Source organism: Rhizobium sp. WSM409, from assembly GCF_057653825.1.
In genome coordinates, this window is the sequence record NZ_JBYGKP010000003.1 from 330,621 (window position 1) to 344,602 (window position 13,982).

A 13,982-nucleotide genomic window follows, 5' to 3' on the forward strand; every position below is an offset into this window, starting at 1 on the left:
TGGGTCACGTGCCATTTCGTGCTGGTAAGCAAACCAGCCTGTGGCTTCCCTGTTTCTGACCTTGGTGCGAAGAGCCTCGATCGCGAGGCCGAGGTGTCTGCCTCGTTCGTGCAGTTCTCCTGCGGTGCTGAGTGGAGGCTCGGACGGTTCGGCTATTATTTTCGTGTTTGACATTTGTCTCGCCTGTTCTTGCGGTGCCGCGTTGGGTTTCGTCGCAGCCCTTTGGCGCTACGCAGGGAGGCTTATGATGAATCCCTCGGCTCGACGCGGCTACGGTACGATGGTGTCGTACATCCAACCTACGGCGTCCTGGCCGCTTCCAAGCCGTCGATACCTAAGTGCAATGGCAGGCGTGGTGCGAGTTCATAAGCTTGGGACGCGTGTCGCCACCTTTAGGATCCGTCGGCGACCATCTCAAAGGAGCACTGATATGGATAGCGAACTGAGACCATCCAGCAAGGAAGCCCCGCAGTCCCTCTCGGGAGTTGCGATGACACTCGAGCTTGCGGTGATCGCCGTCTCCGACGTCGACCGAAGCAAACTTTTTTATGCAGCTCTCGGATGGCGTTTCGATATTGATTTTCAAGGCGACGACTACCGCATCGTGCAGTTCACTCCGCCTGGATCTGGATGCTCCGTGATGTTCGGGCAGAATATAATTACGGCCCCCTCTGGTTCATCGCGGGGATTGCACCTGGTCGTTTCGGATCTGCCGGCAGCACGTAGCGATCTCCTATCTCGAGGCGTCGAAACGAGCGAGCCATTTCATGACGTCGGCGGAATTTTTCATCATTCCAACGGCGTGGGCATCACGGCTGGACTAAATCCGGAGCGGAAAAGCTACGCATCGTATTTCATTTTTCATGACCCGGATGGAAACGAGTGGACTGTTCAGGAGATCACGACCCGCCTGCCGGGACGCAAGGGAGATACCGCATTTACGAAGGAGCTAACTAAGGCGGTGTGGGGATAGCGAGCTGGTCCACGGCCGCCGACGAGCGCGCTAACAATTATGCCGAAAAACGGTTCAGTGACTGCCGCTGCCTGGCAATTCTCCCGATGGTCGATAGCATCTAAATCAATAGCACCGACGCCGAGGGCGACGGGCGGCCCGACAAGGACCGATGCAATTGAAAGGATGTATATCATGAGCAATCAGCAGAAGGTCGCCGTCATCACCGGTGCATCGCAGGGCATTGGTGAAGGTCTGGTCCGCGCCTACCGCGCGCGGAACTACCACGTCGTCGCTACCTCGCGTTCAATCAAACAAGGGTCCGACGATGGCGTGCATGCCGTGGCGGGCGACATCTCCAACTCCGAGACCGCAGAGCGCGTCATCCGCGAGGCGATTGACCGTTTCGGTCGGATCGACACGTTGGTGAACAATGCCGGCGTCTTCACTGCCAAGCCGTTCGTCGACTTCACTCAGGAAGATTATGATCTGAACTTCGGCGTGAACGTTTCGGGCTTCTTCCACATTACGCAACGGGCTGCGAGGGAGATGCTCAAGCAGGGCTCCGGCCACATTGTCAGCATCACGACCAGCCTCGTAAACCAGCCGGTGTCGAGCGTCCCCACGGCCCTTGCTTCGCTCACGAAGGGCGGTCTTAACGCCGTCACGAAGGAACTGGCGATCGAGTTCGCCAAGACGGGCGTCCGGGTGAATGCCGTGTCTCCTGGCATCATCAAGACCCCGATGCATGCTCCAGAGACCCACGAATTCCTCTCCGCGCTGCATCCCGTCGGCCACATGGGCGAGATCAGCGACATTGTCGACGCTGTGATCTACCTCGAAGACGCAAGCTTCGTCACTGGAGAGATCCTCCATGTCGACGGTGGCCAGAACGCCGGCCGCTGGTAGGTCTCGAATATCACGCGGGCGCGTGGCGTGGATACGCCGCGCGTTCTGCATGCGAGTGAAGGAAAGACAATGGAACTTGTACTAGCCGCCGATCCGATGTGCTCGTGGTGCTATGGATTCGGCAAACAGATGGGGCTGCTGCTTGAGCGGCGTCCGGACCTATCCCTGAAGATCCTCCTCGGTGGATTGCGCGCGGGCGCGACCGACGTTCTCGATGACGCGGGCAAACAGTTCAGACTGCACCACTGGGGCAAGGTCGAGGATGCCAGCGGCGTACCGTTCAACCGAGAAGGCTTTCTTGCCAGACAGGGCTTCGTCTACGACACCGAACCCGTGTGCCGTGCGGTGGTGGCCGCCCGCATTCTTAGACCGGAAGCCGATCTTCTGAGCGTCTTCCGGGCATTCCAGCATGCCTTCTACGTCGACGCGCTCGACACGACGGACGGAGCCACATTGGCTGAGACCGGTTCTCGCGCGCTCGCTGAACTCGGTCATCCCGTCAGCTCGGAGGAATTCCTGGCAGAATGGAATAAGCGTAGCACGATCGAAGAAGCCGCAACGGACTTCGCGACGGTGCGAGGAATGGGTGTTTCAAGCTTCCCGACCTTGTTCTTGAACAAGGCTGGAACTCTCAGCAAGGTCGGCGCTGGGTATGCGCATGTCGACGAACTTGAGAAGCACCTCGCTGCAATGGCCGCCTAGCAGATCGACGAAGCCATCGAACAAGGAGAATAGCAAATGCCCATAGTCACCGTGCAAGTAACCCATGAGGGCACGACCCCAGATCGCGCGTCGGTAACTCCCGAGGAGAAAGCCGCAATCATCGCTGGCGTCAGCCAGGTCATGCTCGACGTCCTCAACAAGCCGCTGGAGTCGACTTACGTGGTGATCGAGGAAGTCGACTTGGACAACTGGGGCTGGGGCGGCCTTCCAACCGTCCAATACCGGAAGAAGAAGGCTGAAGGCAAAGCCTGACCTCACGGTATTCCAGAGGAAGAATATGCACGCCGCCGGTGATCACCGGCGGCGTGTGCGTTTTTCGCTGCCGGCCGGATCTAACTGAACGCAAGGAGCCGAAGCTCTCAGTTCGGCAAACAGGATGCGGAGCATGCCGTGAGCGAAGTGGGTTCATCCCAGCCAGCCGGCGTGCCTGGTGCTGCGGCAAGGATCCGCCATCGCTTCTCCGTGCCGTCGAGGCGTCGGAAATACCATCGTGCAATAGCCTTGGCCCCCTAGCAGGAGGACAGTTCTCAGCGACACTGTTTTCGGCAATTTTGGAGACACCAATGCCTCTCGTCAAAATCCATATCCTGAAAGGTCGTTCGCCACAGGAGGTCGACATGCTGCTTGATACCATTCACGACGTCGTCGTGGAGACTTTCGGCGTTCCGCGGAGAGACAGATACCAGATCCTTCAAGAGCACGAGGCGTCGAATATTCGCGCGCTTGACACTGGGCTCGACATCACCCGGACCGAGAAGTTCCTACTGCTCGAAATAACCAGCCGCCCGAGGTCTCGAGGTGCCAAGGTGGCCTTCTATTCAAGCCTCACGCGTGCGCTCCAGGCTCGCTGCGACGTGGCGCCATCTGACGTGATGGTCTCTCTGCATATCAACTCGGACGAGGACTGGTCGTTCGGCATGGGCAGCGCGCAGTTCCTGACGGGCGAGCTGTGATAGGCACACACGTCTCGGTCTGGTAGGCCCACCAATACCAAGGTATCGGCGATACTAACGTGCACATGCAAATCCGGCTGATCCAAGACATGCTTCCAGTCGTGCAGCCGATCGGCTGCAAATTCAGAAAAGTGGAAGGAGCCTAAGCATGAAGATCCTCATGGTATTCACCTCGCACGACACCCTCGGAAGTACAGGGCGCAAGACTGGTTTTTGGCTGGAGGAGGGCGCCGCACCGTATTACGTCTTCCGCGATGCAGGCGTCGACTTGACACTCGTGTCCCCCAAAGGCGGTCAACCTCCGATCGATCCGAAGAGCGATCTGCCGGAAAATCAGACGCCCGCCATGACGCGGTTCAAGGCCGACGAGGCCGCGCAGAAGGTTTTTGCGAGCACCAAGAAGCTGAGCGAAGCCCGTTCCGAAGATTTCGACGCCGTCTTTTATCCCGGTGGGCACGGTCCCATGTGGGATCTCGTGGACAACCAGGAGTCCATCAAGCTAATCGAGTCCTTTTACAACTCCAGCAAGCCGGTGGCGGCAGTCTGCCACGCGCCGGCCGTGCTTCACCGCGTCACCTATAGAGGCGCTCCGATCGTCAAGGGAAAGCGGGTGACAGGCTTTACCAATGGCGAGGAGGAGGAAGTGCAACTGACGAAGGTCGTTCCTTTCCTTGTTGAGGACGAGCTCAAACGTCTCGGCGGTCTCTATGAGAAGAAGGCGAACTGGGAGAGCTTCGCTATCACCGACGGCATGTTGATCACTGGGCAGAACCCGGCATCTTCCACCGCGGGTGCGCAGGCCCTCATCAAGCTTCTCACCAGTTTGAAAGCCGGCGCCGTCGTCGCCTAGGCTGATCATCGGTAAGCGAAAAAGAGGTCGCCAGATGGTGTATCTGCGGCCTCTTTGTGGGCTCGTGGAGGATCAAGTGGAACGGCCAATTCAGGTTTCTGACAAGGTGGCCGGCTTTGGTTTTGAGAAATGCGCGGCCGGCCTGTTGCGTTGCGCCTGTTGGTCGCCAGCGCACGAGTTTGGACGAGCTCTTGAATGCCTGGCCGAGCATGTGAATTGTCGTCACCCTGCTGGGGGCGCTGAGAGGTCGCTCCACGGGTGCGCCCCAAGCGGAACGGCTTGCCGGGGGCAGTCGGTCCTCGTTGCGAGCGGCGCTCTGCTAACCCTCTTGCGGCTACCCTTTTAACCGGTCAAGCCGTGCGCGAACTGGCGCCGGCGCGGACGCGCCTTCGCCTGGTATGCTCATTGTTTGGAGGGGCGCCTTGCCGTGGCCGGCACGGCCGCGCGTTAAGCTTGGGCCTGCGGCAGCGACCGCCCGCCACGATGCTGTTACGGATTTTTGGCGCCACGTGGCCGATCGCGAGCCATTTCGCTCGGTCGCCGGACAAGTGTTTTCGGACCAACAACGATCGACCATCACCGGCGCGGCTTTGAAAAGGACCGCAGACTGGCCGCGATCTGCCGTGGGCGCGAGCATTTCGTGTATGTTTGGAAAAGATCTCGATTAACCGTATGGCTCGATTAGTATCGGCGAAGGAAACGGACGCTGGACCACGTACAACCGCTGCGATATCCAGTTCAGCAGCATCATTTGGTAAACAAACCACTAAAGGTTTCGCGTGCGCTTTGAAGCATTGAACAGGCTCTGGGAGGGCGTTCGGGAATCCAGCCACGACTTTCGTGCCTCGACCGACATCTTCCCTTCGCTCGATATTGACAAGACCAGTTCCACGCTCGATCTGCGGGCAAAGGGTGCCGAGAACGGCAAGCTTAATCGGCCCGCGCCAAGCGCCGCGTCGCCGGACGAGGTCGAGCAGCGGATAGTCTCTCGGATCGAGGAGGAGAAGGCCGCCTCCTATCAGGTCCTCGAGGATCAATTTCAGACCTTCGAGGGTCGCCTGCGCAATCTCGACTTCGAGGGGCAGTTCGGACTGATCCGGCAAGCCAACGCGTCGAGCGTATCCGACTTCAAGGCCGAGGTGGCAAGTGGCGTCGACGAACTGCACGGGCTGCGCCGCGACCTGAAGGCCGCCGAGGACGAGATGTCATCCTTCAAGGCGAAACACAATCTCGATCGCGCCGCGAAGGTTTCGACCGCCGCCGCGCAGGCGTTCAAGATCGCCCTGATCGTTTTCCTCGTGCTCTTCGAGATGATCATGAATGGAAGCTTCCTCGCCAAGGGAAGCGAGCAGGGGATCGTCGGCGGCGTGACGGAGGCGATCGCGTTCGCCGTCCTCAACATCGGATCGGCTCTGCTGTTCTCGGTCTATTGCGTTCGTTTCCTGGTCCATCGATCCCTGTTTTTCAAGCTGCTCGGGTTCTGTGGGCTGGTCGCCTATATCTGCATCGCCCTGAGCATCAATCTTGCCCTGGCGCATTATCGCGAGGTGTCATCGACCGTTCTTTCCGGAGCCGGCGCGGAAGTTATATTGCGGCTCGGAAACGCGCCGCTGGAGCTTGCCGAACTGAATTCCTGGATGCTCTTCGCCGTCGGACTGCTTTTTTCGATTCTGGCCTTCATCGACGGTTGCTACCTCACGGATCCCTATCCGGGTTTTGCCGGCGTGAGGAAGCGGTTGGACAACGCGCGTGCGAACTACATCGACCGGAAGCTCGAGCTCATCGACAACCTCCGTGACATAAGAGACGATCACAACGCCAAGATCGAGGAGATCGTGCGCGATCTCAGCGGGCGGCGCCAAGAATGCGCGGCCATCATCGCTCACCGGACACGGACCGTGGGACTGTTTGCGGAGCATCAGAGCAATCTCGAGCGCGCCGCCAACGCGCTGCTGACGATCTATCGCGACGCGAACCGCGCGGGACGGACGGAACCCGAGCCCGGTTATTTTTCCCATCCCTACAAGCTCGAGCGCCTGACACCGGTGCTGCGCACCAGCGAGGAATGGGATGACGCGGTCTTGAGCGGCCGAATTCAGGCGGCTCAGGCGGAACTGTCGGAGCAGATTCGCAGGATCGGTGCCGAGTTCGAAGCCGCTGTCGAAAATTATCACAAGCTGGACAACATATTCCCGGAGGCCGGCCTTGGCGCGATCCAGCAGGCGTAGCCGTAGGCGGGGTGGCAATTCCGTCGGACTGATTGTCGGCGCCATTGCCCTTGGCTTGGTGTCTGTCGCCATTATCGGCGCGTTCGGGTGGCTCAAATACAGGGCAAGCAGCACCGTGGCGGTCGACAAGGCTTCCCTTTGCCCGGTCACCGGCTCGACGTCCGAAACCGCCATCCTGCTTGACGTCACCGATCCCATTTCCGACACGACGGCGCTTGATCTCAAGAACCAGTTTCAGCAAATCGTGGCCAGAGTTCCAGTCGGCGGTGCCATCGATATCTATTCGCTGACCGAGAAGGAAGGCGAGCCGGAGCGTACGTTCCACGGCTGCAATCCGGGCAGCGGCGACCTCGCCGATGAATGGACCAGCAATCCACGACTGATCCAGGACCGTTGGGAAAAGGGCTTTCAAAAGCCCCTCGAGGAAATAGCTGGCAGGCTGGCGTCCGGCAAGGCGGGCGATGCCTCGCCGATCATGGCCGGAATCCAGCGGATCAACCTCGAGGTGTTCTCGAGCCTCCCCGCCGGAACGCCCAGGGCCCTGTTCGTCGCCTCCGACATGATCGAACACACGCCGGCGTTCTCGAACTACCGCGACGGTGTCGCCTATTCGAAATTTCAGAAAAGCGAGGCACGTGATAAGTTCAGGACATCTCTCGACGGGGTGTCGGTGAAGATCCTCGCGTTTCAGCGTCCTAACCTGAAATTTTCCGCCGAGGAACTGGCCGAATTCTGGAAAGAGTGGATCACAAAGAATAACGGCTACTTCGACGGTTTCATCCGTCTGGAAGGAAAACGCTGATGGCCTCGAGAGAGGTGACAAGATCCGCGATCCGCGACTACGGGCCGCTGGTGCTGTTTGCGCTCACAACCATCGGCGGCATGGTGTTCATCTGGACGGCCAAGCTATGGGGATGGTCGACGGCGGTCGTCACCGTCGTCCCGTTGCTGCTGATGGCGACCTACTTTCTCGCTTCCCTGCTATTGGCGGGCTTCCGGCTGCATAACGAGCAGGCCGGCGACAATCTCTACTACATGGGCTTTCTGTTCACGCTCTCGAGCCTCGGGGTGTCGCTCTATCTATTTGCCGGTGAGACCTCCATCGACACGATCGTGCGAAACTTCGGTATCGCGGTGACGTCGACGATTGCCGGGGTGACGCTCCGGATCCTGTTCAACCAGATGCGTCGCGATCCGTTGGACATCGAGCGCAGTGCCAGGCACGAGCTTGCCGAGATGACCAGGCGCGTCAGAACCGAGCTCGATTCCTCGGCCCGGGAGTTTTCGAACTACCGCAGGGTCAGCAACCAGATGCTGTCGGAGGGGTTCGACGAGATCGCCCGCCAGGCCGAGAAGAACGGCGAAGATATTCGCAAGGCGATCGAATCCCTGTCGAAAGAGGCGATCAAGCCCATTCAGGAGGCGGCGCAGCAGCTTTCGGCCATTATCGAATCCCACAATAAGACCATCAATGACAGCAACAACAACGCGGCGGCGAAACTGACCGAAACCACCGGCCAGCTTTCGACGATCATCGATAAGTTCGGCGGCGCGGTGGAAAGCGTCGGGACACGGCTTGGGGAGATACGTGCCCCGGAAGATGTCATCAAGATCGAACTCACGCCGGTCATCGAGTCCATCAGGGAGATGACCGAGGCCCATTTGAAGCGCATGGAGGCGGATACCGAGCGAGGGCGTTCCTATATCGAGCAGACCAAGGAAGCGCTGCAGCCGCTGCAGACCCTTGAAGAAAAGCTCGACCGTATCGCCAACGCTCTTGAGAAGCCCCCGACACCGTTGCCGCCTGAAGCAGGCCCGAGCCCGAGCACGTACGCTGAGCGTCCTGAGCCGGCCGTTCCGACGGGGGCTGGTTCGGTCTCTGAGGAAACCGCGATCGACTTGGCCAGTCTTGAAGCCTCGCCAGCCAAACCGGTTGAAGTCGATGATAAGCCGCGACCTGCATCAGCGATCGAGCGTAAGAGGTGGTTCAATTGGCAGCGCACATAGCCGAGACCCCGAAGCTCGAGCATAAGGGCTACAATCGCGGCCTCATTCTGGGCCTGACCATGGCCGAATCCATGCTGCTGCTCGTCTTTTGTCTCCTGCTGGTGGCAGCCGCGCTGGTGACTGCCGAAAGGAAAAAGCGATATGAGGCCGAACGGGAGCTGCGGGTCACCGAGCAAAAGCTGGCGGAACTCAAGAAGGACAATTTCGACGCGACCGCCCGGGTGGTCGAACTTCAGGCCAGGCTTGGAGCCGGCAACCTCTCACCCATTGATCGGGAGAAGTTCGAGAAGGAATGGCGGGAACTGATTTCGGCCCGCCAGGCCGTTGATCGCTTGCAGAAAAGCGGGGTCGAGATGTCGGAGCTCGAAAAACTGGCCGCGTTGCGGAAAGTCCTGAACGAAAACGGCATAGATCTCGACGCCGCTCCCGCGGAGATCAAAAGGCTTGTCACCGCCAACGCGGCGGCCAAAAGCCCACACGAGTGGCCGCCCATCATCAATCTCAGCGAAGCGGGCGGCTATTATTTCAGGTCAGGCAGCGCCGAGCTGACAAACGAATTTCAGCAGAAACTGGGCACGTCCATCTCCGACCAGATCGCGGATAACCTGTCTCGCTATCAGGTCGACGTCATCGAGGTCATTGGCCATACCGACGAGCAGCCGCTGTCCCGGACGAATTCCAATCTCGACAAAACCTTCATCGATGTCCTGGACAGTAAATTGCCAATCACTGCCCTTGAGCCGGCCGACAACGCCGGTCTGGGACTGGCCCGGGCGATCGCCGTCGCGAATATCCTCAAGGCGAATCCAAAACTGGGGCAAGCAACGGTGCTTCCCATGTCGGCGGCGCAATTGATACTTCCGGGCGATACCGTCACCGTAGGGCAGGCAGGAAATGTCGAGGCCCGGCGACGCATCGAAATCAGGATCCGGAGACGGGCTCAGTCCCTGTCTCCGTGATCAATGGCCCCATTGCGGCGCCCGCCATCCGGCTTTCAGCGCCTGGGCTTCATCACAAAACCAGCGCTCGCCTTTCTTGGTATCGACCTTGGTGCGGTCGTACCAAGGAGACCAAGGCGCATGGTAGATATGGCCGTTTTCGGAGATGTTGCCTTTGATCGGGCAGCCCTTAGGCGCTTGTTGCTCGGCCACGTTCCATCTGTCGGCGCGATAATCCCACGCGGGGATCGTGGAAGCCTGCCAAATCCCCAGGTGCTCGCTGTGGGCCCTTTCCTCGAGTGTGACGTAGTCGGTGGAGTATTTTCGGAATGCCCAGGCGTTGCCCGACGCGACCATTTCGGCATTGATCTCACGCTTTCCGACACGACATACACCCAGCTGTCGTTGATAGATGTCCACTCCGCGATCATCGCAGACGACGTCTCCCGATGCCACCAGTTCCTCCATCGCCGCGATGGCGACCTTGCCGCAGGGCCAATCCCGTCCGGAGAGAGAAGCGCATTTCTGTCCGGCCTCGGGTGCGTCGATTCCGTCGAGCCGAACCGTGATTTGGTCAACAAGGATGGTGTCCCCGTCTATGACCCGCACCGTGGTCGCCGTCGATTCCAGTGGGAATGCCCCGATCGCGAATAGGATGATGACGATCATCCAGCCCGTGTGTCTGAATTTCGTGTTCGCCAATAAGGAGTTGCCTTCTCTGTTCTTCAAAAACGCGTCGCGAGGCGCCCGTTTCCAAATTCGCACGCGAAACCCTCATGCCGGCTTAACGCGGGTTTGCCTTCCCGGGAAAGATCAGGAATTCTCCGAGCGTGGCCGATAACCACGCAATGCGAGACGTTGCCCATCCCGCTTCAACTCGCGGCGCGACAACGTGAGAACGGGCTCGTTATCCGAGGAAGCCCGTGAAGGGCAAATCCACACCCGCTTGTCACATTGTCCTTGAGCGCGATTTTTTCAGATCCCCGACCCGTCGAGGTTCCGGTCATCGTCGCCCTCCCAGGGTGGGGGTATCGACGTGCGACCAAGGTTGGCCGAAGGCATTGGCATCCAACATTTCAGTTCCGGATCGGCATATTCGATGACCTGCCCCGGCGAGGAGTCGGACGCCCGCCAGCCTTCTCCCGCGAACTGATCGCCATTCGACCAGTACGCGAGATCGACCTCCGCCGGCCCCTGCTCGGATGGCCGGATCGTGACCAGGATCCGACTACCGTCTTTCGGTGCGCTTGCCATATGGCGCCAACGGTCTGCCTCGTCCATCGTTTTTTCCTCCTGCCTCGCTACAGGAGAATGTCACCTCCCCAGCGAAAACGGTCAACTGAAACTTTGCCGAAGCGAGCCATTGACCTGTATGGAAAACAGCGGCCGATCCCGTCGCGGAAACGGGCATTGCCGAGGCCCGAGCAAGGTGACATCGCTGGAGGGTTTGGCGACGCGATTTTGAGAACGCATCGGATTGCCGTTTTCACGCTCACCGCTGTCGCGGCGACATTGTTCCCCGTTCCACGGATAAGCTGCTGTCGCGCTTCACCATCGCCGCGGCATCCTTGGATCGGATACCGCGCGAGCGATGTTGGCGACACGTCGCCAGCCCACGGGTGCGAGTGTGGTCGGTTTGAGCTGACGACGTCGGCACGCGTCGAAACGAGGACCAGCCGATGACCCGGCGGCCCTTTCTTCCGAGGCGAGCGACAGCAGCCGCCTTAACCGTGCTTAGCCAAAGAACGCGCGCAGTTGAGCGAAAAACCCACTTGGTTTGGAACCTGACATCTTCCGCAAACGGCGAGCGACGACTGCCGCGCTGACGCGTTCACCGAAATGGCAGAAGCACACGAGATCATGCAATTGCTCGTCGCTGAGTTCGAAGAACCGTTTGGCTTCTCCATAGCTGTCATTTTCCATTCCCGCCGCCCGCAGAATGGGATCAGCGAACGCGACGGAGATGGGCGTGCCGTCATCGCGCAGGGCAAGCCGATCTGAAATCGGCTGATATTCGGTTTCGTGAAGTGTCTTGAGAAACGGTCTGGGGCTGCGTTCGAGACTTTCGGCCCACCGTTCAAGCCGTTCGCGCCGCGTTATTTCGAGGCGCTTGCAGGTCGGGCTGACCGTTGCGATGGTTTTCAACTGATCGAGTGCGTACTGTTCCATTTCGGCCTCCTATCTCCGGAAAAATAGATGGTCCGCCTCCCGAAAACAGCGTCGCTCAGGTCGCGGCCGATGTCCAATCACGATTGAAAACGGACATGTCGTTGACGTTTCCGTAATCACTGGAGGCGCCTTTTACTTGGGGGGCGGCTCTTTTCTCATAGGGTTTCCGCGCCATGTCATGCCAAGGCAACCAGGCAGTGTTCGGTATGGACGAAATTTTCGAGCAGCTTCTGCACCTTTCTGGACGCACAGAGACGCTCATTGCCGTCTACGATGGTCATGACCGGCTGCGGTACGCCAACAGCGCCTTTCGTTCTGTCTACTTCATCGAGCCCGATGAAACTCCACTCTGGCCTGATCTCATGCGGCGCAATTTCGAGCTCGCGCGAGGCACTGTCATTCGGACGAGCAATTTCGACGAGTGGCTGCGCTCGACGCAGTCACGCCGCGGCAAGATCGGCTATCGAGCTTTCGAGACGGACCTGTGCGATGGCCGGTGGTTTTGGATGACCGAGGCGGTCCAGAAGAACGGTTGGATGTTGTGCATTGCGAGCGACATCACCAGTTTACGAGTACATGGCAGGACTGTCCGGCAGGATCGGGACCAGGCGATCAAGGCTTCTTACACCGACGAACTCACGGGTGTTGCCAACCGCCGCTTTGTGATGGCACGCGTCGACGACATGCTGACAGCCGCCCGGCACGGAAACAACGGATGCCTTGCCGTATTCGACATCGACAATTTCAAGCACATCAACGATAGGCTTGGTCACCATGCCGGAGATGTCGTCCTGCGCGATTTTGCTCATCGCATTCATCAGAATGTTCGCCGCAACGATTGTTTTGGACGGATCGGCGGAGAAGAGTTCCTTCTCGTGATGCCGGCAACCGGGCCGGAAGACGCCATTGCCATGGTCGAGTGCATGCTGACGGTGATCCGCTTCTCCCGGCCTCTGCCTGAATCACCCGACTTCAGCTACACCTGCTCCGCCGGTATCGCCGCTTGCGCCTCGTCAGACAGCGCTTCAGAGCTTTATCGACGCGCCGATCAAGCGCTCTACGCTGCCAAGTTGAGCGGACGGGACAGGGTGCGCGCGGCGTAGGGACATGGGCTACGCTTGAAGCTCCGTTTGGCCTGTCTTGCGCGTCAGTCGCTCGCCGGGGCAATGGCGATCGTCGGGCCGGCCGAGCAAGCCATCGCCGTCGCGTGCAGCCGCGAAGCGAGCGATGTGACGCCGCCTCGCGGATTTGCTACGTCCGCCTGCGTCTAACCCCCCACCTAGACTTCGACCATCGCGTCCTGCCCCGGCTTTGGTCCTGCCAGGCTCGCGCCGCCGGCAACGGCTTTGCCGTCCTCCACTTCGTTGCGGCCCTGCGGGTGCAGGCAGCGCTTGCAGCCCGGCTTTCGGACCGCCGTAGCAGGTCGCGATGGCCGCGACCTCGAAACGGAGGTTCCAACATGAGCAGGCAACAATCCAATCAACGATCCGATATCTACAGCCGCATCACCAACACGATCATCGCCGATCTCAAACAGGGCGTGCGGCCATGGACCAAGCCCTGGACGACGGGACATGCGGTAAGCGAGGTCAGCCGGCCACTGCGCCACAATGGCCAACCCTATTCCGGGATCAACGTTCTGCTGCTGTGGTCGCAAGCCATCGCCCGCGGCTTTGCCTCATCGAGATGGATGACGTTCCGCCAGGCCATCGAACTCGGTGGCGCCGTTCGCAAGGGCGAAACCGGCACAACCGTCGTCTTTGCCAGTTCGTTCGTCCGCACCGAGACGACCGACACGGGCAGCGAGATCGAACAGGATGTTCCATTCCTCAAAGCCTACACAGTGTTCAATACCGATCAGATCGCCCGTCTTGATGGCCGCTTTGACGACGGCGCACCTCACCAGGATCCGATGAGCCGCATCGGCAATGCCGGCCGCTTTTTTGCCAATACCGGCGCGAACGCGCCCGCGAAGAGCTCATTGCCGAACTCGGCAGCGCGTTTCTCTGCGCCGAACTCGGCATCGTCCCAGAGCTCGAACCGCGCCCCGACCACGCACGCTATCTCGATGGCTGGCTGAAGGTTCTCGACCACGACAAGCGCGCCATCTTCTCGGCGGCAGCCCATGCGCAGCGCGCCGTCGACTATCTGCATTCCCTGCAGCCGGAGCGCAACGAGGAGGAGGCGGCGTAAGCCGTCTCTTCTTCACTCAACTGTCTCTTCCTTCAATCAGGCATGCGAGACGCGGATGCC

The 13,982-nt window shown here is 59.7% G+C and carries 14 protein-coding genes and 1 pseudogene; 12 read left to right on the plus strand and 3 right to left on the minus strand.

Annotated elements, in window-relative coordinates:
• The first annotated feature begins 430 nt into the window (after nt 1-430).
• The 10 genes from AC25BC_RS29230 (at nt 431) to AC25BC_RS29275 (ending at nt 9,581) form a co-directional block, all read left to right on the plus strand.
• Nucleotides 431-973 (plus strand): VOC family protein, encoded by a 543-nt coding sequence (locus AC25BC_RS29230; protein WP_017996534.1) that lies wholly within the window; start codon nt 431-433, stop codon nt 971-973.
• A gap of 174 nt (nt 974-1,147) precedes the next feature.
• On the plus strand, nt 1,148-1,861 hold the full coding sequence (locus AC25BC_RS29235; protein ID WP_012763344.1) for an SDR family NAD(P)-dependent oxidoreductase: 714 nt from the start codon (nt 1,148-1,150) through the stop codon (nt 1,859-1,861).
• A 69-nt stretch (nt 1,862-1,930) separates the two neighbouring features.
• Entirely contained in the window at nt 1,931-2,563 is a 633-nt protein-coding gene (locus AC25BC_RS29240; RefSeq protein WP_128438716.1) for a DsbA family protein, read from the plus strand.
• 36 nt (nt 2,564-2,599) lie between these two features.
• Nucleotides 2,600-2,836, plus strand: coding sequence for a tautomerase family protein (locus AC25BC_RS29245; protein WP_128438606.1), 237 nt, complete (start codon nt 2,600-2,602; stop codon nt 2,834-2,836).
• A 311-nt stretch (nt 2,837-3,147) separates the two neighbouring features.
• Nucleotides 3,148-3,537 (plus strand): tautomerase family protein, encoded by a 390-nt coding sequence (locus tag AC25BC_RS29250; RefSeq protein ID WP_128438607.1) that lies wholly within the window; start codon nt 3,148-3,150, stop codon nt 3,535-3,537.
• Between the two features lie 148 nt (nt 3,538-3,685).
• On the plus strand, nt 3,686-4,387 hold the full coding sequence (locus tag AC25BC_RS29255) for a type 1 glutamine amidotransferase domain-containing protein (protein ID WP_128438608.1): 702 nt from the start codon (nt 3,686-3,688) through the stop codon (nt 4,385-4,387).
• Nucleotides 4,388-5,166: 779 nt separating this feature from the next.
• Nucleotides 5,167-6,615 (plus strand): hypothetical protein, encoded by a 1,449-nt coding sequence (locus tag AC25BC_RS29260; protein ID WP_128438609.1) that lies wholly within the window; start codon nt 5,167-5,169, stop codon nt 6,613-6,615.
• Nucleotides 6,593-7,417, plus strand: coding sequence for a hypothetical protein (locus AC25BC_RS29265; protein WP_128438610.1), 825 nt, complete (start codon nt 6,593-6,595; stop codon nt 7,415-7,417). The genes AC25BC_RS29260 and AC25BC_RS29265 overlap by 23 nt, the downstream gene beginning before the upstream one ends.
• Nucleotides 7,417-8,622: a hypothetical protein gene (locus AC25BC_RS29270; protein ID WP_128438611.1), complete on the plus strand. Its 1,206-nt coding sequence runs from the start codon at nt 7,417-7,419 to the stop codon at nt 8,620-8,622. Before AC25BC_RS29265 ends, AC25BC_RS29270 begins: the two co-directional genes overlap by 1 nt.
• Nucleotides 8,607-9,581, plus strand: coding sequence for an OmpA family protein (locus tag AC25BC_RS29275; protein WP_128438612.1), 975 nt, complete (start codon nt 8,607-8,609; stop codon nt 9,579-9,581). The genes AC25BC_RS29270 and AC25BC_RS29275 overlap by 16 nt, the downstream gene beginning before the upstream one ends.
• On the opposite strand, the gene AC25BC_RS29280 is transcribed toward AC25BC_RS29275, so the two are convergent.
• The 3 genes from AC25BC_RS29280 to AC25BC_RS29290 form a co-directional block, all read right to left on the minus strand.
• A complete protein-coding gene (locus AC25BC_RS29280) occupies nt 9,582-10,325 on the minus strand; it encodes a thermonuclease family protein (RefSeq protein WP_128438613.1) in 744 nt (247 codons plus the stop codon).
• Nucleotides 10,326-10,535: 210 nt separating this feature from the next.
• Nucleotides 10,536-10,841, minus strand: coding sequence for a hypothetical protein (locus tag AC25BC_RS29285; RefSeq protein ID WP_128438614.1), 306 nt, complete (start codon nt 10,839-10,841; stop codon nt 10,536-10,538).
• Between the two features lie 453 nt (nt 10,842-11,294).
• Entirely contained in the window at nt 11,295-11,729 is a 435-nt protein-coding gene (locus AC25BC_RS29290; protein ID WP_012763335.1) for a hypothetical protein, read from the minus strand.
• Nucleotides 11,730-11,935: 206 nt separating this feature from the next.
• Here AC25BC_RS29290 and AC25BC_RS29295 point away from each other — a divergent pair, with 206 nt between their 5' ends.
• A complete protein-coding gene (locus AC25BC_RS29295; protein ID WP_128438615.1) occupies nt 11,936-12,832 on the plus strand; it encodes a GGDEF domain-containing protein in 897 nt (298 codons plus the stop codon).
• Between the two features lie 356 nt (nt 12,833-13,188).
• Nucleotides 13,189-13,922, plus strand: a pseudogene (locus AC25BC_RS29300) (ArdC family protein).
• The last annotated feature ends 60 nt before the right edge of the window (nt 13,923-13,982 follow it).